The following is a 25,747-nucleotide window of genomic DNA, read 5'->3' as shown; positions in this document are numbered from 1 at the left end:
CCACGGCACCGGCCGGCGACTACGCGAGGGCTATTCGACCGATAATGATCATCTCTTTCGTACGACGACGAAGTCCGCGAGTGCCGTGAACCGGTCCCGCACCCGGTCGGGCATGTCGACGGCGTCGAGGGCTTCGATGGCGATGGTGTGCTGGCGACGCGCCTCGTCGGCGGTCCACTCCCGCCCGCCCGCTTCCTCGATGAGGGCGGCACGGGCCGCGAACTCCTCCTCCGAGAAGTTCGCGAAGTCACTGGCCTTGGCGTCGGCGGCGAGGATCTCGCCGAGCCGCTCGGAGGCGGGCCCCCCGGCGGCGAGGGCGGCGACGACCGGCAGCGACTTCTTGCGCTGGCGCAGGTCGCTCCAGGTCTGCTTGCCGGTGGCGTCCGGGTCGCCCCAGATGCCCAGCAGGTCGTCGACGGCCTGGAAGGCGAGGCCGAGGTGGTAGCCGTACCTCTCGAGGGTGTCGGCGGTGCGCTCGTCGGCGCCGCCGAGCACCGCGCCGATGGAGCTGGCGGAGGCGAGCAGGGCGCCGGTCTTGTTGCCCTCCATCTCCAGGCACTCCTCGACGCTGACGCGGTCGCGGTGCTCGTAGGAGATGTCCTGGGCCTGACCGTCGATCAGGGCCCGGCTGGCACTGGTGAGGCGGCGGGTGGCGCGGCCGGCCTCGACGGTGCCCAGTTCCAGCAGCACCTCGTTGGCCAGCGCGAACAGGGCGTCGCCGACCAGGATGGCCTGGGCGGGGCCGTGCACCTTCCAGACGGTGTCGCGGTGGCGGCGCTGCTCGTCGCCGTCCATCAGGTCGTCGTGCAGGAGGGAGAAGTTGTGCACCAGTTCCACGGCCACCGCGCCGGGCACGCCGACCTCGGGCGCGGCGCCGGTCACCTCGGCGGAGAGCACGGCGAGCGCGGGGCGGACGGCCTTGCCGCCGTCACCGTGCGCGGGGTTGCCCTGGGCGTCGATCCAGCCGAAGTGGTAGGCGGCGACGGTGTCCATGGGAGGGGCCAGTCGGTCGACCGCCGCCCGCAGGACCGGCGTGGCCAGGGTCCGGCCGCGCTCCAGCAGCGCGGTCACGTCCACCGTGGTCCGTCGATCGGCCTTCGGGGCCGGGGGCACAGTGGGCACAGTCTTTCCTCCAGTTGCGGTGCCGGGAGTGCGGGAGTCGGTCCCGCGTGGATCGGCTCTCACGCCGCCTCCTCGAAGAAACCGGGGAGGAGGCCGCGGGACCGGCCCGGGGCGCCGAGCGCGGCGGCCGCCGCTCCGACACCGCTGCGAACCGCACTCTCCATGGTCGCGGGCCACCCGGTGGCGGTCCACGCGCCGGCCAGGTAGAGGCCGGGTGCCTTGGTGCGGGCGCCGGGCCTCAGGCGGCCGACGCCGGGGGCGGGGGCGAACGTCGCGGTGCGCTCCCTGGTCACGAAGAAGTCCTTCACCTCGGCACCCCGGGTGCGGGGCAGCAGCCGCTCCAGTTCCGGCAGGTACCGCTCGCGCAGCGCGGCCACGGGTTCGTCGATCTCGTGCTGCGCCGTCGACTGGGACAGCGCCAGGTACTGCCCCTCCTTCAGTCCGGAGGCCTCGGTACGGTCGAACACCCACTGCACCGGGGTGCCGAGGGCCGTGAGGAACGGTGCGGCGAGCACCTTGCGGTCGTAGACCACGTGGATGTTGAGGATCGGCGCGGTGCCGATCCGCAGAAGATTCTCCGGGGCGTCCAGCGCGCCGTCCGGCAGCAGGTCGTACGCCTCGCGCTGGGGTACGGCGAGGACGACGGCGTCCGCTTCGAGCGTCTCGTCGGGAACCTGAACGCTCCAGCCGCCGTTCTCGTTTACGGAGACGGAGGTGACGCGTGTACGGACCTCGGTACGGACGCCCGCGGAGTCGAGAGCCTTGCGGGCCAGCCGGTCGTGCAGTTCGCCCAGCGGGACGCGGGCCCATCCGATGTCGGCCGCTCCCGGGTCGGACAGCAGACCGGTCTTGAACACCATCGCGGCGAGCCCCAGCGAGGCGTCGCCCGCGACCGCGTTGAGGGTGGCGACCCCGACCAGGTCCCACAGGGCCTCGATGGCGCGCGCCGACTGACCGTGCGCGGTCAGCCAGCTGCCGAAGTCCTGGGTGTCCAGGGTCGGATCGGCGAGGTCGAGCCCCTTCAGCGCGAGCGCGGCGCGCCCCACCGAGGCGCGTTCGGCGAGGGAGAGGTGCGGGTAGGACGCCAGGCTGCGCCCCAGATGCAGGGGTACGGGCAGCGCGTCGCGCCGCAGTCTGCCGAGCCGGCTGCCCTCGGGCCGCGCCAGGTCGACCACGGGCACGTCGAGACGGTCCTGCACCGGTGCGAGCGCCGCTCCGCCGATCCGGTCGAGGAACCACCGGTAGGCGGTGCAGCAGCGCAGGTACACGTGCTGGCCGTTGTCGACCGTGAGGTCGCCGCGCTGGAAAGAGAAGGCGAGCCCGCCGAGGCGCGGGCGTCCTTCGAACAGGGTGACGCGCGCGCCGGCGTCGGCGAGTGCGAGCGCGGTGGTGACCCCCGCGAGTCCGCCGCCGACCACGACGGCGTGTCCGCCGGGGCCGAGGGCCGAGACGTCGGCGAGCACTCCGCCCTCGCGCGTGCCGTTGCCCTGCGTCATGGTGCGCCCTTCCCTGTCCGGTCGCCGTGGTGTTTGAACGGCGTACGGCCGACCGTCTCAGTCAGGGACGCCGACCGCCACCGGAGGGTTGCCCGCCGTTGTCCGCCGGTGGTTCCGTGCGGGTCCTGGGCGTCCAGTGTGCCCGGTGTGTCCATCAGGCGCGCCTCCTGACGGTCCGCCGGGTGACGTGCCGGGTGTCGAGGCCGGACAGACCGCGCACGGCGACGTACGCCTTCTCGCGTCCCGGCAGGGAGACCCGGCCGCGCAGCACGGCCTCGGGGTCGCGCTCGATGCGGTCCAGGAGGCGGCGGTAGATGCCGGCCATCGCGGCCACGCAGGCGCCGCTGCGCCGGTCGAGCATGGGCAGCAGCCGGTAGCCCTCGGCGAAAAGGGCGCGGGCCCGACGCACTTCGAAGTGCACGAGGCCCGCGAAGTCGGAGCCCTCCGGTGGTGTCGGCCCGTCGAAGCCGGCCGAGCAGCCGAACTTGGCGAGGTCGTCGGCGGGCAGGTAGGTGCGCCCGCCCTCGGCGTCCTCCCGGACGTCGCGCAGGATGTTGGTGAGCTGGAGCGCGAGACCGAGCGTGTCGGCGTACTCGGGCGCGCGCTCGGCGCCGCGCGCCCCCGGTTCGGTGCCGAAGACGCCGAGCGAGAGGCGTCCGATGGCGCCCGCCACGCAGCGGCAGTAGACCTTCAGGTCGTCCCAGGTCTCGTAGGTCTCGCCCCGCAGGTCCATCTGGACGCCGTCGATCAGCTCGTCGAGGCCGCCGAGCGGGATCGGGAACTGCCGGGCCGCGTGCGCGAGGGCGACGGCGACCGGGTCGGTGTCGTCCTCGTCGACCGCACCGTCCTGGATCCGGGCGAGCACGACCCGGGTCTCGTCCAGCCGGGCGACCTTGACGTCGTCCGCCAGCACCCCGTCGCCGATGTCGTCGACCCGGCGCGAGAACGCGTACAGCGCGGACATCGCCCGCCGCTTGGGCGTGGGCAGCAGCCGGATGCCGTAGGCGAAGTTGCGTGCCTGCCGGCCGGTGACGGCCTCGCAGTAGCTGTAGGCGGCGAGCACCGGTGCCGACGCGTTCGCTGACGACTCCACGGACCCGATCACCCCTCTCCTCGCAGGACCACGCCCGCCTCGCGCAGCAAGCGGACCTTGCCTGACGTGGGCGGGCCGGGAAGTACGTCGTGATCCGCCGCGGCGATCGCGCCGAGCGCCGCCCTTCCCCCCGCCACGAAGCCCGCCAGGAGCAGCCGCAGCCTGCCCTGGACGCTACCCACCAGGGGGGCTCCTTCATTCAGCAGGTCGCGGGCGCGCCCGGCCTCGTAGGCGATCAGGGCGCGCACGGACGCGTTGGCGGTGGGCGCGGCGAGGTCCGTCTCCTGGACGTGGAAACGTTTCATGTCCTCGGCCGGCAGGTAGATGCGGTCCCGGCCCAGGTCCTCGGCCACGTCCTGGAGGTGCTCGACGATCTGCAAGGCGGTGCAGATCTCGTCGGAGCGGCGGACCCGTTCGGGCGTCGAGGTGTCGGTGACGGCCAGGACGAGACGGCCGACCGGGTTGGCGGACAGCTCGCAGTAGGCGAGCAGGTCGTCGTAGGTCTCGTACCGTGCGACCAGCTGGTCCTGCCGGTTGGCGGCGATCAGGCCGAGGAAGGGCTCGGGGGTCAGCCCGCGGCGGCGCACGGTGGGCAGCAGTCGGCGCAGCAGCGGGTGCCGGGGCGGGCCGTCGGAGCCGCCGAAGACCCTGCGCAGGTCGGCCTCGAAGGCGTCCAGCATCAGCAGGCGGTCGTCGGCGCGGTCCTCGGGGACGCCGAGGAGGCGGGCGTCCGCTCCGCCCGGGGCGAGGTCGCCGTCGCCGATGTCGTCGACGAGGCGGGCGAAGCCGTAGACCGCCATCAGGTCGGTGCGCCAGGCGCGGGGCAGGAAGAAGGGGGCGACGGGGAAGTTCTCGTCGGCGGCCTTGGCGAGGGTGCCGCGCTCCGGGTCGACGGCGTGCGCCGTGTCGGTGGCCGTCATCGCGGGCTGCCCTGGGCGGGGACGGCGCACGCTTCGCGGAGCTGGGGAGTTTCCGTAGCCATTGCCGTCACATCTCCCGTTCTACACTGCCGACCCAATACACACTATTTCGGACACGCCGCCCTGCCACCCGCGCGGCAGGCCCGCTCGAGGGTGTCGGGCATTATCGCCCCATGTGCCGCGTTTCGGGACCGGTACAGCTTACGTTGTACAACTCACGGGCGTCCGTCGGGGTGCACGGCGCATCACAACAACACACCGATTGACTTCAAGATTCCTGAGAACCGCAGGAGTTGACGGTTCCTTTGCAGACGCGGGGCCTCGCCGGAACAGTTCCGGCGAGGCCCCGGCGTGCCGGACTACTTGCCCGTGAACTTCTCGTACTCCTTGAGCACCTCGTCGGTCGGGCCGTCCATGCGCAGCTCGCCGCGCTCCAGCCACAGGACCCGGTTGCAGGTGTCGCGGATGGACTTGTTGTTGTGGCTGACCAGGAAGACGGTGCCGGCCTCCTTCTTCAGTTCCCGGATGCGCTCCTCGGAACGGGTCTGGAACTTGCGGTCGCCGGTGGCGAGGGCCTCGTCGATCATCAGGACGTCGTGGTCCTTGGCGGCGGCGATGGAGAAGCGCAGCCGGGCGGCCATGCCGGAGGAGTAGGTGCGCATCGGCAGGGTGATGAAGTCGCCCTTCTCGTTGATGCCGGAGAAGTCGACGATGTCCTGGTAGCGCTCCTTGATCTCCTCACGGGTCATGCCCATGGCCAGTCCGCCGAGGATGACGTTCCGCTCGCCGGTCAGGTCGTTCATCAGGGCGGCGTTCACCCCGAGCAGGGAGGGCTGGCCGTCGGTGTAGACCTTGCCGCGCTCGGCGGGCAGCAGGCCGGCGATGGCCCGCAGCAGCGTCGACTTGCCGGAGCCGTTGGAGCCGATCAGGCCGATGGCCTCGCCCCGGTAGGCGGTGAAGGAGACACCGCGCACGGCGTGCACCTTGCGCACGCCCCGCTCCTCGCCCCGCTTGATCATGCGGCTCAGGGCGGCCGTCGCGCTGCCCTTGCCGGTCCTGGCGCCGTTGACGCGGTAGACGATGTGCAGCTCGTCCGCGATGACCGTCGGCACCCGCTGGTCCTGCTGCTGCTCAGCCACGGCCGTACCTCTCCTCCGCCTTCCAGAAGTACACGAAGCCGCCCACGGCGAGGACCACGGCCCAGCCGAGCGCGACCGCCCACACGTGCGGCGGCAGGTTCTCCGAGCCGTACCCGTCGATCAGCGCGAAGCGGATCAGGTCCATGTAGACGGCGGCCGGGTTCCACTGGAGCACGTCCGCGAGCCAGGCCGGCTTGTCCTCCAGCATGATCGGGATGGAGAACATGACGCCCGACGCGTACATCCAGGTCCGCATGATGAACGGCATCAGCTGGGCCAGGTCCGGCGTCTTGGCCCCCATGCGGGCCACGATGAGCGCCAGGCCCATGTTGAACAGGAACTGGAGGACGAGCGCCGGCACGACCAGCAGCCAGGACAGCGAGGGGTAGCTGCCGAAGCCGATGACCACCGCGAACAGCACGATCATCGAGGCCAGCAGCTGCTGGAGCTGCTGGAGCGCGAAGGAGATGGGCAGCGAGGCGCGCGGGAAGTGCAGCGCCCGCACCAGTCCGAGGTTGCCGGAGATGGCGCGCACGCCCGCCATCGCGGAGGACTGGGTGAAGGTGAAGACGAACACCCCCGTCACCAGGAACGGGATGTACACCTCCTTGGGCATGCCCTTGCCCGCGTTGAGGATCAGGCCGAAGATCGCGAAGTAGACGAACGCGTTCAGCAGCGGGGTGGCCACCTGCCACAGCTGGCCGAGCTTGGCCTGGCTGTACTGGGCGGTCAGCTTCGCCTGGGAGAAGGCGAGGATGAAGTGCCGCCGGCCCCAGAGCTGACGGACGTACTCCAGGAGGGAAGGTCGGGCGCCGCTCACGGACAGCCCGTACTTGGCGGCGAGCCGGGCCGGTGTGAGGCCCTCGTCGGGCGACACGGGCTTGGTCATGGCGACCGTGCCGTCGTGTGTTGTCTCACTCACTGGTGGAAACTCTCGTCTTCGAAAATGCTCGGCCGCGCGGGCCAGGCATGGACCTGGTGGCCCCGGTCGGGGCCGGAACGCTCTCGGTTACGAGCTTGTCAGATCACCGGGGGGCGGCCCAGCCGGGTCAGGCGCCACACCGTACGCCACCGCATGGGCCGGCGGGGACCGCACGGGGTGGCCCAGCCCTCGCGGAAGCCGCCGAACCACGCCTTCAGCGCAGGTCGCGACGGCCGCCGCAGCAGGGTGAGCAGCATCCAGACGCCGAGGTAGACCGGGACCAGGAGCGCGGGGAGGTTGCGGCGGGCGAGCCAGACCCGGTTGCGGGCGACCATGCGGTGGTAGACCGCGTGCCGGGACGGCGCGGTGGTGGGGTGGTTCAGCACCATGTCGGACCGGTAGTCGATCATCCAGCCCGCGTCGAGGGCCCGCCAGGCCAGGTCGGTCTCCTCGTGGGCGTAGAAGAACGCGTCCGGCAGCCCGCCGACCTGGGTGAGGACGCGGGTGCGCACCGCGTTGGCACCGCCGAGGAAGGTGGTGACCCGGGAGGAGCGCATGGGGTCGGCGGCGCGCAGCCGCGGGACGTGCCGGCGCTGGGTCTCGCCGGTCTCCGGGTCGGCGATGCGGAAGCTGATGATGCCCAGCTCGTCGTCGGCGGCGAACGCCCGGCGGCACAGCTCGGCGGTGTCGGTGCGGGCGAGCAGGCCGTCGTCGTCGAGGAAGAGCAGGATGTCGACGTCGCTGCCCCCCGGTCCGAAGGCCTCGATGCCGACGTTGCGGCCGCCGGGGATGCCCAGGTTCTCGGGCAGCTCGACGGTGCGCACGCCGTCGGGCACCTCCGGGACGGGCGAGCCGTTGCCGACCACGACCACCTCGACCGGGTCGCCGTCCTGCTTCGCGACCGAGTCGAGCAGGGCCCGCAGCTCCTCGGGGCGGTTGCCCATCGTGATGACGACGGCGCCGACCTTCATGGGCGCGCTCACTTCAGCCTGCTGGAGGCGAGGACGGACACCAGGTGCAGCAGGGTCTGCACCAGCGCGATGCCGGCGAGTACGGCGGTGCCGAGGCGGGTGAAGAACAGGTCGCCGCGCGCCTGGTCTACGACGGCGAGGACCAGGATCAGCAGGGACGCCTCGATGCCGAGGATCAGCCGGTGGAACTTGAGCGCCCCGGCGGCCCGGCGGGCCAGCGCCATGCCGGAGGAGCGGATCTCGGCGGCGGCCTCCTTGACCGGGGGCATCCCGTTCTGGTGCCGGGCGACGCCCACCAGGTCGGTCTCGGCCTTGATCAGGATCGCGCCGAGGGCGGCCAGGGTGCCCAGGAAGGCCCACAGCCAGTCGATGCGGCCGGTGCCGAAGAGGTCGGCGGCGCGCAGGCCGAGGCCGACCAGGACGGCGGCGTCGGTCAGGTAGGCGCCGACCCGGTCCAGGTAGACGCCGCCGAGCGAGTACTGCTTGCGCCAGCGGGCGATCTCGCCGTCGACGCAGTCCAGCAGCAGGTACAGCTGGACCGCGACCACGCCGAGCACGGCGCCCCAGATGCCCGGCACCAGCAGCGCCGGGGCCGCGAGCACGCCGCAGACGGTCATCAGGTACGTGAGCTGGTTGGGCGTGATCCTGGTGTTCACCAGGTAGCGGTCGATCCGCAGCGAGACCTCGCGCATGTAGAGGCGTCCCGCCCAGTGCTCACCGCTGCGCCGGTCCTTGACCCCCGCGGGATGGACGACCGGGCGTAGTTCAGCTACCGATGGCCTTGACATAGTCGGCGTACAGGTCCTTGATCTGGTCGGTTTTCAGGTCGAGGTGCTCGAGGATCGTGTAACGGCCGGGCCGCGTCTGGGGGGCGAACTCCACGGCCCGGAAGAACTCCTCGGGCGTGAACCCGATCTCCTCGGGCAGCACCGGCAGCCCGTGCCGCCGCAGGACCCCGGCCATGTGCGCGGACTCCTCGTGGGCCCCGCGCAGGTACATCGCGAAGGCCGCGCCCAGGCCGCACTGCTCGCCATGGGCGGCGGCGCGCTCGGGGAAGAGCAGGTCGAAGGCGTGGTTGATCTCGTGGCAGGCGCCCGAGGACGGCCGCGAGTCGCCGGAGACCGACATGGCGATGCCGCTGAGCACCAGCGCCTCGGCCAGCACCTGGAGGAACTCGTTGTCGCCGATGCCGCCGGGGTGCCGCAGCACGGCCTCGCCGGCCTGGCGGGCCATCGCGGCGGCCAGGCCGTCGATCCGCTCGCCCTTGATCCGGTTGGCCAGCTCCCAGTCCGCGATCGCGGAGACGTTGGAGACGGCGTCGCCGATGCCGGCGCGCACGAAGCGGGCCGGGGCCGCGCGGATGACGTCCAGGTCGATGACGACGGCGATGGGGTTGGGCACACCGTAGGAGCCGCGGCCCGCGTCGTTGTCGAGGGTGGCGACCGGGGAGCACAGGCCGTCGTGCGCGAGGTTGGTCGGCACGGCGACCAGCGGGAGGCCGACGCGCGCCGCCGCGAACTTGGCGCAGTCGATGATCTTGCCGCCGCCGAGGCCGACGACCGCGTCGTAGTGGCCGGCCTTCATGGCGCCGGCGAGCTTGATCGCGTCGTCCAGGGTGCCGCCGCCGACCTCGTACCAGTCGGCGCCGGGCAGGGACGGGGCGACGCGGTCGCGCAGCCGGGCGCCGGAACCGCCGCTGACGGCGACGGCGAGCTTGCCCGAGTGGGAGATGCGCTCGTCGGCGAGCACACCCCCCAGGTCGTCGAGGGCACCCGCGCGGATGTCCACGACGACCGGCGACGGGATGAGCCTCGTCAGTACTGGCACGCGATCTCCCTGCCCTTGGCGAGGTCGTCGTGGTTGTCGATCTCGACCCACTTGACGTCGCCGATCGGCGCCACGTCGACCTTGAAGCCGCGGTTGACCAGCTCCTGGTAGCCGTCCTCGTAGTACAGCTGCGGGTCGCGCTCGAAGGTGGCCTTCAGCGCGTCGGCCAGGTCGGCGGCGGCCTCGCCCTCGATGAGGGTGACGCCGATGTACTCGCCGGTCGCCTCGGCGGGATCCATCAGCTTGGTGATGCGCTGGACGCCCTTGTCGGGGTCGACGACGACCTTCATCTCCTCCTCGGCGAGGTTCTTCACCGTGTCGAGGGCGAGGATGATCTTCTTGCCGTCGCCGCGGGCGGCGAGCAGGGTCTTCTCGACGGAGACCGGGTGCACGGTGTCGCCGTTGGCGAGGATCACGCCGTCCTTGAGGGCGTCACGGCCGCACCACAGGGAGTAGGCGTTGTTCCACTCCTCGGCCTTGTCGTTGTCGATCAGGGTGAGCTTGACGCCGTACTTCCGCTCCAGCTCCTCCTTGCGGTCGTACACGGCCTCCTTGCGGTAGCCGACGATGATCCCGACCTCGGTCAGGCCGACCTCGGCGAAGTTCGCCAGGGTCAGGTCGAGCACCGTGATGCTGTCCTCCGCCCCCTCGGGGCCGACCGGCACCAGTGCCTTGGGCAGGGTGTCGGTGTAGGGACGCAGACGCCGGCCGGCGCCGGCCGCCAGCACGAGGCCGATCATGCGGGTTCTCCTTCGTCGTGTACGGCGGGTGCGCCGACCTTGTGGGCGGCGACCCAGAAGCGGATGCTCTCGACGAGCACCACGAGTGCCACGGCCACGGCGAGGACCGTGAGCGCGACCTTGAACTGTGTGGCGGTGAGCAGCACGGCAAGCACGCAGATCACCAGCGTGCGGCCCTCGTGCCCCCCGATCGTCCGCACCAGCCACTTCGGCGGCGCACCCGCGTCGCCGCGGATGCGGTAGACCGTGTCGTAGTGATGGTAGGCGACCGCGGCCACCAGCCCGAAAGCCGCCGGAAGGGCCCCGTTCACGTCCGCTTTCGCGGCCAGGACCAGGACGGTGAGGTACTCGGCGGCCCGGAAGAAGGGCGGGACCAGCCAGTCGAGGGCGCCCTTGAGGGGGCGGGCGACGGCGAGCGCCGAGGTCAGCACGTAGAGGATCGCGGCGACGAGCGGCCAGGGGCCGCCGAAGCCGGTGAGCGCGGCCGTCGCGACGACGGCGGCGCCGCCGAGGAGGGCGACGGCGGGGGCGGTGAAGCCGGGCAGCCGGCGGGCGGCGGTGCGCAGGCCCCTGGCGGCGGCCTCGGCGAGCGGTCCCGAGTCGGCGAGGTCGGCCAGTGCCGTCGCCGCCCGGTCGGTGCGCACGGCCTTGCGGGTCAGCGAGCGCAGGACGCGGCCGGCGGTGGTGTAGGTCGCGGAGAACGCGCAGCCGATCAGCAGCGCGTAGAAGGTGATCCGGGGCGTGGTGAGCGCGGTCAGCACGGCGATCATGGCCCAGCGTTCGCCGATCGGCAGCACGATCATGCGGCGCGCCCAGACCGTCCAGCCGACGCTGTCGAGCTTGTCGGAGAGGGCGGCGGTGGGGCTCGTGTTGGCCGAGGCGTCGTGATTGGCCTCGTTGAAGGAGAAGTCGACGACGTGGCGGCAGGTCTGGAGGACCATCGCGCCCAGCGCGAGGGCCCATACGTCGTCGCCGCCGCGGGCGGCTCCGAGGGCGAGGCCCGCGTAGTAGGCGTACTCCTTGGCCCGGTCGAAGGTGGCGTCGAGCCAGGCGCCGAGCGTGGAGTACTGGAGGGAGTAGCGGGCCAGCTGTCCGTCGGTGCAGTCGAGGACGAAGGAGGCGATGAGCAGCACACCGGCGGCGACGAAGCCGGCGCGGGTGCCGGTGGCGGCGCAGCCCGCCGCTATGAGCGCGGTGATCAGCGAAGCGGTGGTGACCTGGTTGGGCGTCAGCCCGCGCCGCGCGCACCAGCGGGCGATGTAGCGGGAGTACGGGCTGATGAGGAAGGTGGTGACGAAGCCGTCGCGGGCCTTGACCGCCGACTTCAGGCGTACGGCCTCGTCGTCGACGGCGGCGACGGCCTGCCGTGCCTCGTTGCGGGCCTGCGGATCGGCGGGGACGGCGGCGACGAGGCTGCCCAGCTCGGGGCGGTGCACGTCGGCGCCGTCGGCGTCGAGGGCGGCGGTGATCCGGTCGGCGAGGCTGCTCACGGCAAGCGCGGTGCCGCCGCCCGCGGAGTTCTCGCGGGCCATCGCGCGGGTCAGCGCCTGGCGGGCGGCCGGCTGGGCGGTCACGGCGCCCGGGATCGCGGCGAGCGGGAAGCGGGGGTCGGTCAGGCCGAGGCGCAGGGCGTGCGGGTGGCCCACGAAGCGGGCGTCGACCACGGCGACCCGTTCCTCGCCCGGAACCCGCGCCAGAAGGGTCTCGGTGTCGGCGGCACCCGAGGCGAGGCGCACGTCGAAGCCCAGGGACCGCAGCTCGCTCTCGATCGACGAACCGGGGACCGGCTGACCGGTGAGGATGGCGGTCGGCAACCGAACTCACTCCCTGGTGCCGGCGCCTGGACGCCGGGCCTGTGCATGGTGGAGCGCCCGTGCCTGGGGCACCCGGGCGGCATGTCGGCAGAGGTTATCGGATGCCGGGAACGCCGTGTTCACCGCCCGTTTCACGATCGGTCGACGCCGCGTGCTCCCGCCTTTGCCGCGATCATCATCGTGGATGCGGGGCCCGCCCCACAAACCGCGCTCCCAGACCGGGCATCGCGGACATCGCGCTGTGTCGACGCTCGTGCGCACAGGGTCAGGGCGGCCCTCTGCGGTCCTGTGCGCCACCTGGCGGAACCCACGCCTCCGGGCATCTCCCGGCGCCCTGACCTGCGGAACGTTTTCGCAGGTCAGAGCAGATGACAACGGTGTTCAGTGCCGCGTTGCCCGATACCCCCTACCCGTAGTTGACTGTCATCCGGGCACCGGGGCACCGGACGCCGGTACGCACAAGGAGGCGGCTTTCCCATGGGGGCTGGGCACGATCACGGGCACGCGCACGGCGGGCACGCCGGCGGGACGGCGACGGCCGCCTACCGGGGCAGGCTGCGGGTGGCGCTGGCGATCACCCTCACCGTCATGGTCGTCGAGATCGTCGGCGGGCTGCTCGCCGACTCGCTCGCGCTGATCGCCGACGCCGCGCACATGGCGACGGACGCCCTGGGGCTCGGCATGGCCCTGCTGGCCGTCCACTTCGCGAGCCGCCCGCCGAGCGACCGCCGCACCTTCGGCTACGCCCGCGCCGAGATCCTCGCCGCCCTGGCCAACTGCCTGCTGCTGCTCGGAGTCGGCGGTTACGTCCTGTACGAGGCGATCGACCGGTTCGTCACCCCGGCCGACACCGCGGGCGGACCGACCGTCGTCTTCGGCGCGATCGGCCTGGTGGCGAATCTGGTGTCGCTGTCGCTGCTGATGCGCGGCCAGAAGGAGAGCCTGAACGTACGGGGCGCCTTCCTGGAGGTGGCCGCGGACGCGCTGGGCTCCCTGGCGGTGATCGTCTCGGCGCTGGTGATCCTGGCCACCGGCTGGCAGCCGGCCGACCCGATCGCGTCGCTGCTCATCGGTCTGATGATCGTGCCGCGCACCTGGCGCCTGCTGCGCGAGACCCTGGACGTGCTCCTCGAGGCGGCCCCCAAGGGCGTGGACATCGCCGAGGTGCGCGCCCACATACTGGCTCTGGACGGGGTCGAGGACGTGCACGACCTGCACGCGTGGACCATCACCTCGGGCCTGCCCGTGCTCTCGGCGCACGTGGTGGTGGACGGCGACGCGCTGAACGCGATCGGCCACGAGAAGATGCTCCACGAGCTTCAGGGCTGCCTGGGCGACCACTTCGACGTGGAGCACTGCACCTTCCAGCTGGAGCCCAGCGGTCACGCGGAACACGAGGCCCGGCTCTGCCACTGAGCCGGGGCGACACGGCGGACGACGGGGGCGCACCCCTCGGCACGCGCCCCCGCTCGCTCCTACGGAAGGGTTCCGGGCGTGCGGCCCCGGGGAACGATCACTCATCGGGCCCCTGCTCGGTGTCCGGCCGGCCGCCCCCGGTGCCGACGCGGGCGCGCGGGACATGCGGGTGTGCCGGGAAGTGCCGAGAGTGCCGGATTCGTACGGCACACTTGGGGCGCGAGGACCGATGTGAAGGATGGGTATGCCGATCACTCCTGCCACCGCGACGCCCAGCTCGTCGAACGGCACCGCAGACGCGATTTTGCTGGAACTGGTCGACGAGAACGGCGTGACGATCGGCACCGCGGAGAAGCTCTCCGCGCACCAGCCGCCCGGGCGGCTGCACCGCGCCTTCTCCGTGTTCCTGTTCGACGAGCGGGGGCGGCTGCTGATCCAGCAGCGGGCCCTGGGCAAGTACCACTCCCCCGGCGTCTGGTCGAACACCTGCTGCGGCCACCCCTACCCCGGTGAGGCGCCGTTCGCCGCGGCGGCCCGGCGGACGTACGAGGAGCTGGGGGTGTCGCCCTCGCTGCTCGCCGAGGCGGGCACGGTGCGCTACAACCACCCGGACCCGGCCTCGGGGCTGGTCGAGCAGGAGTACAACCACCTCTTCGTCGGCCTGGTGCAGGCCGAGCCGCGCCCGGACCCGGAGGAAGTGGCGGACACGGTCTTCGTGTCCCCGGCGGAGCTGTCCGAGCGGCACGCGCGGGACACCTTCTCGGCGTGGTTCATGACGGTTCTCGACGCGGCCCGGCCGGCCGTCCGCGAGCTGACCGGCCCCTCCGCGGGCTGGTGACCTAACGCATGGCGTGCTTGAGCGGCAGGGCGGCCCAGATCACCTTGCCGCCGCTCGCCGTGTGGGCCACGTCGCAGGCCCCGCCCGCCTCCCGGGTGATCTCACGGACCAGGAGCAGGCCGCGCCCGCCGGTGCGGCCGTGGTCGGTCTCCAGGGCGGTCGGACGGTAGGGGTGGTCGTCCTCCACGGCCACCCGCACCCACTCCGGCCCGACGGCGACCTCCACCGCGAGCACCGGCGAGAGCACCGCCGCGTGCCGGACCGCGTTCGTGACCAGCTCCGAGACGATCAGCAGCAGGGCCTGGGTCACGTCGTCGGAGACGGGTACCCCCTGGCGGGTCAGCAGGTCGCGCACGGCATGCCGGGCCTGCGGCACCGAGGCGTCCACGGCGGGGGCGGTGAACCGCCAGACACCTTCGTACGGCAGCGGCCCGGTGGGCCCGGTCTCGTCCATGGTCCGGTCGCCACCCCTGGGCTCGATTGTCACCACACCCCTGAGTGTTGGTAACGCACCGCCCCGCCCCGGAGAACTGAACACAAGTCGGCGTGTATCGAGCGATTTCTGATCGTTGGCGCATGACACGGGACCGTTCCTGTCCCGCCTGCCCGGGCGCCGGGGGGACCGTGCCGGTGTATAGCATCCGGCCCATGGAGCCGCAGCTGCTGCACCGGGTCGCCGACTCGGTCGCCACCGTCGTCGTCCACCACCCGGCCAAGCGCAACGCCATGACGGCCGCGATGTGGCGGGCGCTGCCCCGCGTCCTCGACGGCCTGGCCGCCGATCCCCGGGTGCGGGCGCTGGTGCTGACCGGCGAGGGCGCGACCTTCTGCGCCGGTGCCGACATCTCGACCCTGCGCGAGTCGGCCGAGGAGGCACAGGGCTTGGCGGTGCGGGCCGAGGAGGCCCTCGCCGCGTTCCCCAAGCCGACGCTCGCCGCGATCCGGGGGCACTGCGTGGGCGGCGGGGCGCAGCTGGCGGCGGCGTGCGACCTGCGGTTCGCCGAGGAGACGGCGCTGTTCGGCGTGACCCCGGCCAAGCTGGGGGTGGTGTACCCGGCGTCCGCCACCCGGCGGCTGGTGGCGCTGACGGGGCCCGCCACCGCGAAGTACCTGCTGTTCAGCGGGGAGTTGATCGACGCCGCGCGGGCACTGCGCACCGGTCTGGTGGACGAGGTGCTGCCGGAGGGCGAACTGGGCGAGCGGGTGGCGGAGTTCACCCGGGTGCTGGCGTCCCGCTCGCTGCTGACGCAGGCCGCGGCGAAGGAGTTCGCGAACGGGCGCACAGACCGGGACGCCCACTGGGCCGCGCAGGCGCGCCGCAGCGGCGACACCGCGGAGGGGGTCGCCGCCTTCCTGGAGCGCAGGCAGCCGCGGTTCGGCTGGAGCGGGCCTACGTCAGGGTGAAGCGGCTGTGGCCGCGGAGTTCCGCGACGAGGTGCGCGGGCGCCTTGGCCGGGGACCCGGCGTCGTAGGGCGGCTGCGGGTCGTACTCGGTCAGCAGCTGCACCGCCCGGGCGTGCTCGTCGCCGGCGATCCGGCCGAGCAGGGTCAGCCCCATGTCGATGCCGGCGGAGACACCGGCCGCGGTGACGTACTTGCCGTCGGTGACGACCCGTTCCCCGGTCGGCTCGGCGCCGTACCGCTTCAGGAGGTCCAGCGCCAGCCAGTGCGAGGTGGCGCGGCGCCCCGCCAGCAGTCCGGCGGCGGCGAGCAGCAGGGAGCCCGTGCACACGGACGTGGTCCAGGTGCTGGTGGCGTCGGCGGCGCGCAGCCAGTCCAGCAGGGTCTCGTTCTCCATCTGCGGCGTCTGGCCGGGACCGCCGGGGACGACGACGATGTCGGGGGCGGGTACGTCGGCCAGCGTCCGGTCGGCGGTGAGGGCGAGGTTTCCGGTGTCGGTGCGCACGGGACCGGTGCGCTCGGCCACGAAGACGGTCTCCGCGTCGGGGAGACGGCCGAGGGTCTCGTACGGGCCCACGGCGTCGAGGGCGGTGAAGCGGTCGAAGAGGACGATGGCGATCTGCACGGGTTTCCTCCGGCGGTCGGTCGGTGGACGGTGGTGCGGGTACGGGGCTCAGTGGGCCGGGGCGGGCCTGAACCGGCGGCGGTACTCCGCCGGTGGGGTGCCGAGGGCCTTGACGAAGGCGCGGCGCATGGCCTCCGGCGTGCCGTAGCCGCTGGCGCGGGAGACCTCCTCGACGCCGTCGCCGGTGTCCTCCAGGAGCCGGCGCGCGTGTTCCAGGCGGACCCGGTCGACGTACCGTCCGGGCGTCATGCCGGTCTCGGCCTGGAAGGCGCGGGCGAAGTGGCGCGGCGAGAGGCTGGCGCGGGCGGCCAGGGACGCGACGCTCAGGTCGGCGCCGGGGTGCTCGGTGATCCAGTGCTGGAGCTCGCGCAGCGGTTCCCGGCGCGCGGTCTGGGCGGCGAGCTGGGCGCTGAACTGGGCCTGGTTCCCGGGCCTGCGCAGGAACACCACCAGGTGCCGGGCGACGGTCAGGGCGACGTCCCGGCCCAGGTCCTCCTCCACCAGCGCGAGTGCGAGGTCGATGCCGGAGGTGACGCCGGCGGACGTGGCCACGTTCCCGTCACGGATGTAGATGGGGTCGGGATCGACGTCCACGGCCGGATGGTCGCGGGCGAGCCGGCCGCTGTAGGCCCAGTGGGTGGTGGCACGGCGGCCGTCCAGCAGCCCCGCCCGGGCCAGCAGGATCGCCCCGGTGCAGACGGAGACCAGGCGTCGGGCGCCGGGTCCGTGCGCGCGCAGCCAGCCGATCAGGCGCGGGTCCGGGTTCCGCGAGCCCTGGCCGCCGGGCACCACCAGGGTGTCCGGTTCCGGCAGGTCACCGGTGAGCGCCTGGTCCGGTACGACGGTCAGACCGCTGGACGTGCGCACGGGAGCCCCGTCCAGCGACGCCGTGCGGATGCGGTACGTGCCCGGCGTGTGCGTCTCGGCGCCCGCGAAGACCTCCACGGGGCCGGTGACGTCGAGGCTCTGGACGCCGTCGAAGAGGAGGACCAGAACGGTTCGGCCGGCTCGGCCGGTTCGCTGTGCCATGCCGTCGATTCTTGGGCCCGCCGCCGTACGGCCGCAATGACGAGAACCCCTCCTTTCCTGCCCTCCGTCCTGCGGGCCCCGAGGACGTACTGAGCGGTTGGTAACGTGCGGGGCATGACAACTGCCGCCATCGACGCACGCGCGGGCCGCCGCTGCCACAACGCGCTCAACTCGCTGCACTCCACGCACTACTTCTCGCCCGACCTGGGCCGGGAGCTGGGCGCCCTCGGGGTCACCGACGCCCCGGCCGTCAACTTCGCGGTGCGCGCCGCCGCGCTGGGGCCGGTCGGCGCCGGTGCCGTGACGGCGGCGTTCTACAACTACCAGCACGATCTCGTCGCCCGGCACGTGCCCGCGGTGTGGGAGAAGGTCACCCCGGAGCAGGCGCTGGCGGCGCGCCTACGGGCCGTCGACGCGACGCTGCGCCGTCTGCTCGGCGAGGAGGCCGTGGCGTCGGCCGAGATGGCGGAGGCGGCCGAACTGGCCCTGCGCGCCGCCGAGGGCTGCACGCGCGGCGCCCGCCCGCTCTACTCGGCCCACGCGGACCTGCCCGTGCCCGACGCCCCGCACCTGGCGCTCTGGCACGCGGCGACGCTGCTGCGCGAGCACCGCGGCGACGGCCACCTCGCCGCGCTCCTGGCCGCGGACCTGGACGGCCTGGAGGCGCTGGTCACGCACACCGCGACCGGCAAGGGCCTGGCGCCGAAGTGGGTCTTCCGCACCCGGGGCTGGACCCAGGAGGAGTGGGACGCGGCCGTCGGCCGGCTGCGTGAGCGCGGGCTGGTCGACGCGGCCGGCCGGCTGACCGAGGAGGGCGCGGCCCTGCGCGAGGACATCGAGCGGGAGACGGACCGGCTGGACAGGGCCCCGTACGCGCACCTGGGCGCGGAGGGGGTGGCGCGCCTGACGGAACTCGGGTCGGCCTTCGCGCGTACGGCACTCGGTGCGGGCGCCTTCCCGGCGGACCTGCTCGCGGGGCGCTGACGACCCGCCCGGCTTCGGACGAAGTGTACGGACAGGCATGCGAAGCCGCGACCGAGGTACCCGTAAGTCTCCCGGCCGGGGCGGCCGGGAAACGAAAGGGGCTACCCGTGTTCCGTGCCATCGCAGACGTTCTGCGCCAGATCGGTGGAGCGATCGCCACCGTGGTGACGCTTCCCTTCCGGGCCCTGGCCCGGCTCTTCGGCGGGGCCTCGTCCTCCACCCGGAGCCGCAGGGTCTGATCCGGGCCCCTCCCCTCGGTCGCGACCGGCCCGGACGTCGCCCTGATCCCCGATTGTCGGTGTCACCTGCCACAATTGCCGCGCAACCTCAGTGAGAAGGCGGTACGGGATCGTGACGACACCCGACGTAGGGTCCATCGAAAGCAGGATCGCCGACGAGCTCGGCGTGCGGGAGCGGCAGGTGAAGGCCGCGGTGGAGCTGCTCGACGGCGGCTCGACGGTGCCCTTCATCGCCCGCTACCGCAAGGAAGCGACCGAGATGCTCGATGACGCGCAACTGCGCACGCTCGAGGAGCGGCTGCGCTACCTGCGGGAGCTGGAGGAGCGGCGCTCGGCGATCCTCGACTCGGTGCGCGAGCAGGGCAAGCTCACGGAGGAGTTGGAGGCGCGCATCCGCGCGGCGGAGACCAAGGCGCGCCTGGAGGACATCTACCTGCCGTTCAAGCCGAAGCGGCGGACGAAGGCGCAGATCGCGCGCGAGGCGGGTGTGGAGCCGCTGGCCGAGGGCCTGCTCGCCGACGCGTCGGTGGACCCGCTGACCGCGGCGGCCGCGTTCGTCGACGCCGGCAAGGGCGTGGCCGATCCGCAGGCCGCCCTGGACGGGGCGCGCTCGATCCTCACGGAGAAGTTCTCGGAGGACGCCGACCTGATCGGCGAGCTGCGCGAGCGGATGTGGACGCGCGGGCGGCTCGTCGCCAAGGTCAAGGAGGGCAAGGAGGAGGCCGGCGCCAAGTTCGCCGACTACTTCGACTTCGCCGAACCGTTCACCGAGCTGCCCTCGCACCGGGTCCTCGCGATGCTGCGCGGCGAGAAGGAGGACGTGCTCGACCTCGTCCTGGAGCCCGAGGAGCCCACCGAGGGCCCGTCGTCGTACGAGGCGATCGTCGCGAGCCGGTTCGGGATCGCCGACCGGGGCCGGCCGGCCGACAAGTGGCTGGTCGACACCGTCCGCTGGGCCTGGCGCACCCGCATCCTGGTGCACCTCGGCATCGACCTCAGGCTGCGCCTGCGCACCGCCGCGGAGGACGAGGCGGTCGACGTGTTCGCCGCCAACCTGCGCGACCTGCTGCTGGCCGCCCCGGCGGGCACCCGCGCCACGCTCGGCCTCGACCCCGGTTTCCGTACCGGCGTGAAGGTCGCCGTGGTCGACGCGACCGGCAAGGTCGTGGCCACGGACGTGATCCACCCGCACGTCCCCGCCAACCGGTGGGACCTGGCGATCGCCAAGCTCGCGCGGCTGGCGAAGGAGCACACGGTCGACCTGATCGCCATCGGCAACGGCACGGCCTCCCGCGAGACCGACAAGCTCGCCGGGGAACTCATCTCCAAACACCCGGAGTTGAAGCTCACCAAGGTGATGGTGTCCGAGGCGGGCGCGTCCGTGTACTCGGCCTCCGCCTTCGCCTCCCAGGAACTGCCGGACATGGACGTCTCGCTGCGCGGCGCGGTGTCGATCGCCCGGCGGTTGCAGGACCCGCTGGCCGAGCTGGTGAAGATCGACCCGAAGTCGATCGGCGTCGGCCAGTACCAGCACGACCTCTCCGAGGTGAAGCTGTCCCGTTCCCTGGACGCGGTGGTCGAGGACTGTGTGAACGGCGTGGGGGTGGACGTCAACACCGCCTCCGCTCCCCTGCTCGCCCGGGTCTCGGGCATCACGTCGGGGCTCGCCGAGAACATCGTGGCGCACCGTGACGCGAACGGGCCGTTCACCTCGCGGACCGCGCTGAAGAAGGTGCCGCGGCTCGGTCCCAAGGCGTACGAGCAGTGCGCGGGCTTCCTGCGGATCCGGGGCGGCGAGGACCCGCTGGACGCGTCCAGCGTGCACCCCGAGGCGTACCCCGTGGTGCGGCGGATGGTGAAGACCGCCGGGCAGGACGTGACCGGGCTGATCGGCAACACGTCGGTGCTGCGGTCGCTGAGGCCGGACCAGTTCGTGGACGAGACGTTCGGTCTGCCGACGGTCACGGACATCCTGCGGGAGCTGGAGAAGCCGGGGCGCGACCCGCGGCCCGCCTTCAAGACCGCCACCTTCAAGGAGGGCGTGGAGAAGATCTCCGACCTGTCCTCCGGGATGGTGCTGGAGGGGGTCGTCACGAACGTGGCCGCGTTCGGGGCGTTCGTGGACGTCGGTGTGCATCAGGACGGGCTCGTGCACGTGTCCGCGATGTCGAGGACGTTCGTGAAGGACCCGCGGGACGTGGTGAAGCCCGGGGACATCGTGAAGGTCAAGGTCATGGACGTCGACATCCCGCGGAAGCGGATCTCGTTGACGCTGCGGTTGGACGACGAGGCTGCTCCGCAGGGTTCGCCAGGGGAGCAGAAGCGGGAGCGGGGTGGGAAGCCGCCCCGGCAACGGCAGCAGCGGGGTGGCTCCGGGGGCGGTAAGGGGCGGCCTGCGTCGGCGCCTGCTCCGTCCAACGGGGCGATGGCGGAGGCGTTGCGGCGGGCCGGGTTGGCCTAAGCGCCCGGCGCTGGGGCGGGGCGGGGGTGGGTGCGCAGCCCGGCGGTGCGGGGTGCCGCTGCGCCCACCCGTGCCGCCTGGGGGTACCTCCCAGGCCGTTCAGGCACTGGGGGAGGCACGATTGCCCGCAGCTGCGGCGGATGCATGCAGTTACGGGGCGGTCTCCGTCACCTTGCCGTTCGTTACCTCCAGGCGGCGGGTCACTCGTACCGCGTTGAGCATGCGGCGGTCGTGGGTGATCAGGAGGAGCGTGCCCTCGTAGGCGTCCAGGGCCGACTCGAGTTGTTCGATGGCCGGCAGGTCGAGGTGGTTGGTCGGCTCGTCCAGGACCAGGAGGTTGACGCCCCGGCCCTGGAGGAGGGCGAGGGCGGCCCTGGTGCGTTCGCCCGGTGAGAGGGTCGACGCCGGGCGGACGACGTGGTCGGCCTTGAGGGCGAACTTGGCCAGGAGGGTGCGGATCTCCGCCGGGTCCATGTCCGGGACCGCCGCGCGGAAGGCGTCCAGCAGGATCTCCGGGCCGTGGAACAGCTTGCGGGCCTGGTCGACCTCACCGAGCAGGACGCCGGAGCCGAGCGCCGCGTGCCCGGCGTCGAGGGGGACGCGGCCGAGGAGGGCGCCGAGGAGCGTGGACTTGCCCGCGCCGTTGGCTCCGGTCACCGCCACCCGGTCCGCCCAGTCGATCTGGAGGGAGACCGGGCCGAGCACGAAGTCGCCGCGCCGGACCTCGGCGTCGCGCAGGGTGGCGACGACCGCGCCCGAGCGGGGCGCCGAGGCGATCTCCATGCGCAGGTCCCATTCCTTGCGCGGTTCCTCGACGACGTCCAGGCGTTCGATCATGCGCTGGGTCTGGCGGGCCTTGGCGGCCTGTTTCTCGCTGGCCTCGCTGCGGAACTTGCGGCCGATCTTGTCGTTGTCGTTGCCCGCCTTGCGCCGGGCGTTCTTGACGCCCTTGTCCATCCAGGCGCGCTGCGTCTGGGCCCGGTCCTGGAGGGAGGCCCGCTTGTCGGCGTACTCCTCGAACTCGTCGCGGGCGTGCCGGCGGGCCACCTCGCGTTCCTCCAGGTAGGCCTCGTAGCCGCCGCCGTAGAGGTTGATCTGCCGCTGGGCGAGGTCGAGTTCGAGGACCTTGGTGACGGTGCGGGTGAGGAACTCGCGGTCGTGGCTGACGACGACGGTGCCGGCGCGCAGACCGGTCACGAAGCGTTCGAGGCGCTCCAGGCCGTCCAGGTCGAGGTCGTTGGTCGGCTCGTCGAGGAGGAAGACGTCGTAGCGGGACAGGAGGAGGGAGGCGAGGCCGGCGCGTGCGGCCTGGCCGCCGGACAGCGAGGTCATCGGCTGGTCCAGGTCGACGGTCAGGCCCAGCGCGTCGGCGGTCTCCTCCGCCCGGTCGTCGAGGTCGGCGCCGCCCAGGGCCAGCCAGCGTTCCAGGGCGGTCGCGTAGGCGTCGTCCGCGCCGGGGGTGCCGTCGACCAGGGCCTGGGTGGCCTCGTCCATGGTGCGCTGGGCCTCGGTGACGCCGGTGCGGCGGGCCAGGAACGCCCGGACGCTCTCGCCGGGGCGGCGCTCCGGCTCCTGCGGGAGGTGGCCGACGGTGGCGGTGGGCGGGGACAGGCGCAGTTCCCCCTCCTCCGGCGCGACCAGCCCGGCGAGCATCCGCAGGAGGGTGGACTTGCCCGCGCCGTTGGCCCCGACGAGGCCGATGACGTCGCCGGGTGCGACGACGAGGTCGAGCCCGGTGAACAGGGAGCGGTCGCCGTGGCCGGCGGCGAGGTTCTTGGCGACGAGGGTGGCAGTCATCAGACCGTCGATCCTAGCGGCGCTCACTCGGTTCCATTACGCCGTCGAAGCCCACGTGGACGTGGGTGCGGTCGAGGCGGTACGCGGTGAGGCGTACCCGGCAGGGTGAGGTCACCTCGGCGAGTAGCCCCGCGGCGGGAGCGCTTGGAGCACCGCGCCGGGGGGTCGGTTAACGTCGCGGTGTGGAAACCGAACTGGATGGCGAGGTCGTCGTGGTCGGCGGCGGGGTGATCGGGCTGACGACGGCCGTCGTCCTCGCCGAGCGGGGCAGGCGGGTCCGGCTGTGGACCCGGGAGCCCGCGGAGCGGACCACCTCGGTGGTCGCGGGCGGGCTGTGGTGGCCGTACCGGATCGAGCCGGTGGCGCTGGCGCAGACCTGGGCGCTGCGGTCCCTGGACGTGTACGAGGAGCTGGCGGACCGGCCCGAGCGGACCGGCGTGCGCATGGTCGAAGGGGTGCTCGGCGAGACCGGCCTGGACGAGGTGGGCGGGTGGGCCGCGGCCCGGCTGCCGGGACTGCGGGCGGCGAGCGCCGCCGAGTACGCCGGTACGGGGTTGTGGGCGCGGCTGCCGCTCATCGACATGTCGACTCATCTGCCGTGGCTGCGGGAGCGGCTGGTGGCCGCGGGCGGCACGGTGGAGGACCGCGCGGTGACCGACCTGGCCGAGGCGGACGCGCCGGTCGTGGTCAACTGCACCGGGCTGGGCGCCCGGGACCTGGTGCCGGACCCCGCGGTGCGGCCGGTGCGCGGGCAACTGGTCGTCGTGGAGAACCCCGGCGTCCGCACCTGGCTGGTCTCGGCCGACGCGGCCTCCGGGGAGACGACGTACTTCCTTCCGCAGCCGGGGCGGCTGCTGCTGGGCGGGACGGCCGAGGAGGACGCCTGGTCGACCGAGCCGGACCCGGCGGTCGCGGAGGCCATCGTGCGGCGGTGCGCGGCCCTGCGTCCCGAGATCGCCGGGGCGCGGGTGCTCGCGCACCTGGTGGGGCTGCGGCCGGCCCGGGACGCGGTCCGGCTGGAGCGCGCCACGCTGCCGGACGGGCGGCGGCTGGTGCACAACTACGGCCACGGTGGCGCGGGCGTCACCGTGGCCTGGGGGTGCGCTCAGGAGGCGGCCCGGCTCGCCTCCTGACGCCGCTGCTCCGGTCGGCCGGGCCGTCGGGGGTCAGTCCTCGTGGTGCTTGCCGATCGGGTCGCCCTCCACCTCCGTGCCGGGGCCGGGGCCGATCCGGATCTCGAAGTCGCCCTCGTACTGCTTGTGGCCCTCGATGACGGCCAGTTCGACGGCTTCGTTGGCCATCTCGCCGCGCACGATGAGCGGGTCGCGGCGCAGGTCGCGCATGAGCGCGATGCACATGAAGATCATCACGATGACGAAGGGCGCCGCCGCGAGGATCGTGAGGTTCTGCAACCCGGTGAGCGCGTCCGCCTCACCGCTGCCGATCAGCAGCATGATGGCCGCGACGGCTCCGGTGACCACGCCCCAGACGACCACCACCCAGCGGCTGGGTTCGAGCGCGCCCTTCTGCGAGAGCGTGCCCATCACGATGGAGGCCGCGTCGGCGCCCGAGACGAAGAAGATGCCTACGAGGATCATCACCAGCAGGCTGGTGGCGGTGGCGATGGGGTACTCCTGGAGCACGCCGAAGAGCTGGCCCTCCGGGGTCGAGTCGTCGCCCAGCCGGTGCTGCTCCTGGAGCCGCATCGCCGAGCCGCCGAAGATCGCGAACCAGACCAGGCTGACCGTGCTGGGCACCAGGATGACGCCGCCGATGAACTGACGGATCGTCCGGCCCCGGCTGATGCGGGCGATGAACATGCCGACGAAGGGCGTCCAGGAGATCCACCACGCCCAGTAGAAGACGGTCCAGCTGCCCAGCCAGTCAGCGACCCCCTTGCCGCCGCTGATCTCGGTGCGGCCGGCCATCTGGGGCAGGTCGCCGAGGTAGGCGAAGACGGAGGTCGGCAGCAGGTCGAGGATGAGGATGGTCGGGCCCGCGATGAACACGAAGACGGCGAGCAGCAGGGCCAGCACCATGTTGGTGTTGGACAGCCACTGGATGCCCTTCTCGACGCCGGAGATCGCGGAGGCCACGAACGCCACCGTGAGCACCGCGATGATGCCGACGAGGAGTCCGGTGCTGACCTTGTCCATCCAGTCGAGCTTCTCCATGCCGGAGCCGATCTGGAGCGCGCCGAGGCCGAGCGAGGCCGCGGAGCCGAAGATCGTCGCGATGATGGCCAGGATGTCGATGACCCGGCCGCCGGCGCCGTTGGCGTGCTTCTCGCCGATGAGCGGGGTGAACACCGCGCTTATGGTCTGCCTGCGGCGCCTGCGGAAGGTGCTGTAGGCGATGCCGAGACCGACCACCGCGTAGATCGCCCACGGGTGCAGCGTCCAGTGGAACAGGGTGGTGGCCATGGCCGTGGCCATGCGGTCGCCGGAGTCGGCCGGATCGGTGCCGGGCGGGGGCGTGGTGTAGTGCGCCAGCGGCTCGCTCACGCCGTAGAACATCAGACCGATGCCCATGCCCGCGCTGAACATCATGGCGACCCAGGACACCGTCTTGAACTCGGGCTCCTCGCCCTCGGCCCCCAGGTGGATGCGGCCGTAGCGGCTGGCCGCCAGCCAGAGGGCGAAGACCACGAAACCGGAGGCGGCCAGCGTGAACGCCCAGCCGCCGTTGTGCAGCAGGCCACCGAGCATGCTGCTGGAGACGTCCTCCAGCGAGTCGGTGGCGGCGGCGCCCCAGACGACGAACGCCAGGGTCAGAACCGCCGTGACGCCGAAGACGACGCGGTCGGTCCGGGGCTTGTGCTCCTGCCCCGGCAGGCCCGCTTCCGAACCGGGAAGCGTGCCTCTTTCGTGCTCTTCCTTGTCGCTTGGTCGGTCCTGCGTCACAGGCGGCACC

At 72.5% G+C, this 25,747-nt stretch carries 24 protein-coding genes and 1 pseudogene; 7 read left to right on the top strand and 18 right to left on the bottom strand.

Annotated elements, in window-relative coordinates; genetic code table 11:
• Positions 1-48: 48 nt before the first annotated feature.
• The 12 genes from ACIRGB_RS12545 to ACIRGB_RS12490 form a co-directional block, all read right to left on the bottom strand.
• The gene (locus tag ACIRGB_RS12545) at positions 49-1,113 is read right to left on the bottom strand and encodes a polyprenyl synthetase family protein (RefSeq protein WP_403863451.1); all 1,065 of its coding nucleotides are present in this window, start codon (positions 1,111-1,113) and stop codon (positions 49-51) included.
• 68 nt (positions 1,114-1,181) lie between these two features.
• Positions 1,182-2,618 (bottom strand): hydroxysqualene dehydroxylase HpnE, encoded by a 1,437-nt coding sequence (gene hpnE / locus ACIRGB_RS12540; protein ID WP_403862476.1) that lies wholly within the window; start codon positions 2,616-2,618, stop codon positions 1,182-1,184.
• Positions 2,615-2,773 (bottom strand): DUF6380 family protein, encoded by a 159-nt coding sequence (locus tag ACIRGB_RS12535; RefSeq protein ID WP_398917799.1) that lies wholly within the window; start codon positions 2,771-2,773, stop codon positions 2,615-2,617. Before ACIRGB_RS12535 ends, hpnE begins: the two co-directional genes overlap by 4 nt.
• Positions 2,773-3,723, bottom strand: coding sequence for a presqualene diphosphate synthase HpnD (gene hpnD, locus ACIRGB_RS12530; protein ID WP_403862471.1), 951 nt, complete (start codon positions 3,721-3,723; stop codon positions 2,773-2,775). The genes ACIRGB_RS12535 and hpnD overlap by 1 nt, the downstream gene beginning before the upstream one ends.
• Entirely contained in the window at positions 3,720-4,631 is a 912-nt protein-coding gene (gene hpnC / locus ACIRGB_RS12525; protein WP_403862468.1) for a squalene synthase HpnC, read from the bottom strand. The genes hpnD and hpnC overlap by 4 nt, the downstream gene beginning before the upstream one ends.
• 359 nt (positions 4,632-4,990) lie before the next feature.
• Complete coding sequence (locus ACIRGB_RS12520) at positions 4,991-5,770, bottom strand: ABC transporter ATP-binding protein (RefSeq protein WP_403862465.1); 780 nt, start codon at positions 5,768-5,770, stop codon at positions 4,991-4,993.
• Positions 5,763-6,692, bottom strand: coding sequence for an ABC transporter permease (locus tag ACIRGB_RS12515; protein WP_403862462.1), 930 nt, complete (start codon positions 6,690-6,692; stop codon positions 5,763-5,765). Before ACIRGB_RS12515 ends, ACIRGB_RS12520 begins: the two co-directional genes overlap by 8 nt.
• A gap of 98 nt (positions 6,693-6,790) precedes the next feature.
• Positions 6,791-7,663, bottom strand: a complete 873-nt coding sequence (locus ACIRGB_RS12510; protein ID WP_403863448.1) for a glycosyltransferase family 2 protein — start codon at positions 7,661-7,663, stop codon at positions 6,791-6,793.
• A gap of 8 nt (positions 7,664-7,671) precedes the next feature.
• Positions 7,672-8,451 (bottom strand): CDP-alcohol phosphatidyltransferase family protein, encoded by a 780-nt coding sequence (locus ACIRGB_RS12505; protein WP_403862459.1) that lies wholly within the window; start codon positions 8,449-8,451, stop codon positions 7,672-7,674.
• Positions 8,429-9,490 (bottom strand): iron-containing alcohol dehydrogenase family protein, encoded by a 1,062-nt coding sequence (locus tag ACIRGB_RS12500; protein WP_403862456.1) that lies wholly within the window; start codon positions 9,488-9,490, stop codon positions 8,429-8,431. Before ACIRGB_RS12500 ends, ACIRGB_RS12505 begins: the two co-directional genes overlap by 23 nt.
• On the bottom strand, positions 9,478-10,230 hold the full coding sequence (locus ACIRGB_RS12495; RefSeq protein WP_030191093.1) for a sugar phosphate nucleotidyltransferase: 753 nt from the start codon (positions 10,228-10,230) through the stop codon (positions 9,478-9,480). The genes ACIRGB_RS12500 and ACIRGB_RS12495 overlap by 13 nt, the downstream gene beginning before the upstream one ends.
• Positions 10,227-12,044, bottom strand: a complete 1,818-nt coding sequence (locus ACIRGB_RS12490; RefSeq protein ID WP_403862452.1) for a DUF5941 domain-containing protein — start codon at positions 12,042-12,044, stop codon at positions 10,227-10,229. Before ACIRGB_RS12490 ends, ACIRGB_RS12495 begins: the two co-directional genes overlap by 4 nt.
• 477 nt (positions 12,045-12,521) lie before the next feature.
• Here ACIRGB_RS12490 and ACIRGB_RS12485 point away from each other — a divergent pair, with 477 nt between their 5' ends.
• Complete coding sequence (locus ACIRGB_RS12485; protein ID WP_403862449.1) at positions 12,522-13,460, top strand: cation diffusion facilitator family transporter; 939 nt, start codon at positions 12,522-12,524, stop codon at positions 13,458-13,460.
• 244 nt (positions 13,461-13,704) lie between these two features.
• Positions 13,705-14,298, top strand: coding sequence for an isopentenyl-diphosphate Delta-isomerase (gene idi, locus ACIRGB_RS12480; protein WP_403862447.1), 594 nt, complete (start codon positions 13,705-13,707; stop codon positions 14,296-14,298).
• Between the two features lies 1 nt (position 14,299).
• Here idi and ACIRGB_RS12475 read toward each other — a convergent pair whose 3' ends face one another.
• Complete coding sequence (locus ACIRGB_RS12475; protein ID WP_403862444.1) at positions 14,300-14,752, bottom strand: ATP-binding protein; 453 nt, start codon at positions 14,750-14,752, stop codon at positions 14,300-14,302.
• A gap of 194 nt (positions 14,753-14,946) precedes the next feature.
• Here ACIRGB_RS12475 and ACIRGB_RS12470 point away from each other — a divergent pair, with 194 nt between their 5' ends.
• Positions 14,947-15,702 carry an enoyl-CoA hydratase/isomerase family protein gene (locus ACIRGB_RS12470; RefSeq protein WP_403862441.1) on the top strand — a complete coding sequence of 252 codons (756 nt, stop codon included), beginning with the start codon at positions 14,947-14,949 and terminating at the stop codon, positions 15,700-15,702.
• Here ACIRGB_RS12470 and ACIRGB_RS12465 read toward each other — a convergent pair.
• Together ACIRGB_RS12465 and ACIRGB_RS12460 are read right to left on the bottom strand one after the other, a co-directional pair.
• Positions 15,689-16,324 carry a DJ-1/PfpI family protein gene (locus ACIRGB_RS12465; protein WP_403862438.1) on the bottom strand — a complete coding sequence of 212 codons (636 nt, stop codon included), beginning with the start codon at positions 16,322-16,324 and terminating at the stop codon, positions 15,689-15,691. The two genes, ACIRGB_RS12470 and ACIRGB_RS12465, sit on opposite strands and share 14 nt — an antisense overlap.
• 48 nt (positions 16,325-16,372) lie before the next feature.
• Positions 16,373-17,353, bottom strand: a complete 981-nt coding sequence (locus tag ACIRGB_RS12460) for a GlxA family transcriptional regulator (protein ID WP_403862436.1) — start codon at positions 17,351-17,353, stop codon at positions 16,373-16,375.
• 114 nt (positions 17,354-17,467) lie between these two features.
• Here ACIRGB_RS12460 and ACIRGB_RS12455 point away from each other — a divergent pair, with 114 nt between their 5' ends.
• From ACIRGB_RS12455 to ACIRGB_RS12445, 3 genes are all read left to right on the top strand, one after another.
• Entirely contained in the window at positions 17,468-18,337 is an 870-nt protein-coding gene (locus ACIRGB_RS12455; RefSeq protein WP_403862433.1) for a hypothetical protein, read from the top strand.
• A 107-nt stretch (positions 18,338-18,444) separates the two neighbouring features.
• Complete coding sequence (locus tag ACIRGB_RS12450) at positions 18,445-18,576, top strand: LPFR motif small protein (RefSeq protein ID WP_010042827.1); 132 nt, start codon at positions 18,445-18,447, stop codon at positions 18,574-18,576.
• A gap of 112 nt (positions 18,577-18,688) precedes the next feature.
• Positions 18,689-21,037, top strand: coding sequence for a Tex family protein (locus tag ACIRGB_RS12445; protein WP_403862430.1), 2,349 nt, complete (start codon positions 18,689-18,691; stop codon positions 21,035-21,037).
• Between the two features lie 150 nt (positions 21,038-21,187).
• Here ACIRGB_RS12445 and ACIRGB_RS12440 read toward each other — a convergent pair whose 3' ends face one another.
• Positions 21,188-22,834, bottom strand: coding sequence for an ABC-F family ATP-binding cassette domain-containing protein (locus tag ACIRGB_RS12440; RefSeq protein WP_403862427.1), 1,647 nt, complete (start codon positions 22,832-22,834; stop codon positions 21,188-21,190).
• A 16-nt stretch (positions 22,835-22,850) separates the two neighbouring features.
• Positions 22,851-22,952: pseudogene (locus ACIRGB_RS12435) on the bottom strand (oxidoreductase); the annotation flags it as partial.
• A gap of 64 nt (positions 22,953-23,016) precedes the next feature.
• Here ACIRGB_RS12435 and ACIRGB_RS12430 point away from each other — a divergent pair.
• Positions 23,017-23,967: an FAD-dependent oxidoreductase gene (locus ACIRGB_RS12430; RefSeq protein ID WP_403862424.1), complete on the top strand. Its 951-nt coding sequence runs from the start codon at positions 23,017-23,019 to the stop codon at positions 23,965-23,967.
• A gap of 33 nt (positions 23,968-24,000) precedes the next feature.
• On the opposite strand, the gene ACIRGB_RS12425 is transcribed toward ACIRGB_RS12430, so the two are convergent.
• Positions 24,001-25,737 (bottom strand): BCCT family transporter, encoded by a 1,737-nt coding sequence (locus ACIRGB_RS12425; RefSeq protein WP_403862421.1) that lies wholly within the window; start codon positions 25,735-25,737, stop codon positions 24,001-24,003.
• Positions 25,738-25,747 lie beyond the last annotated feature (10 nt).

This window comes from Streptomyces sp. NPDC102490 (genome assembly GCF_044765285.1).
Classification (GTDB): domain Bacteria; phylum Actinomycetota; class Actinomycetes; order Streptomycetales; family Streptomycetaceae; genus Streptomyces.
This window is presented reverse-complemented; position numbering and strand designations above follow the sequence as displayed.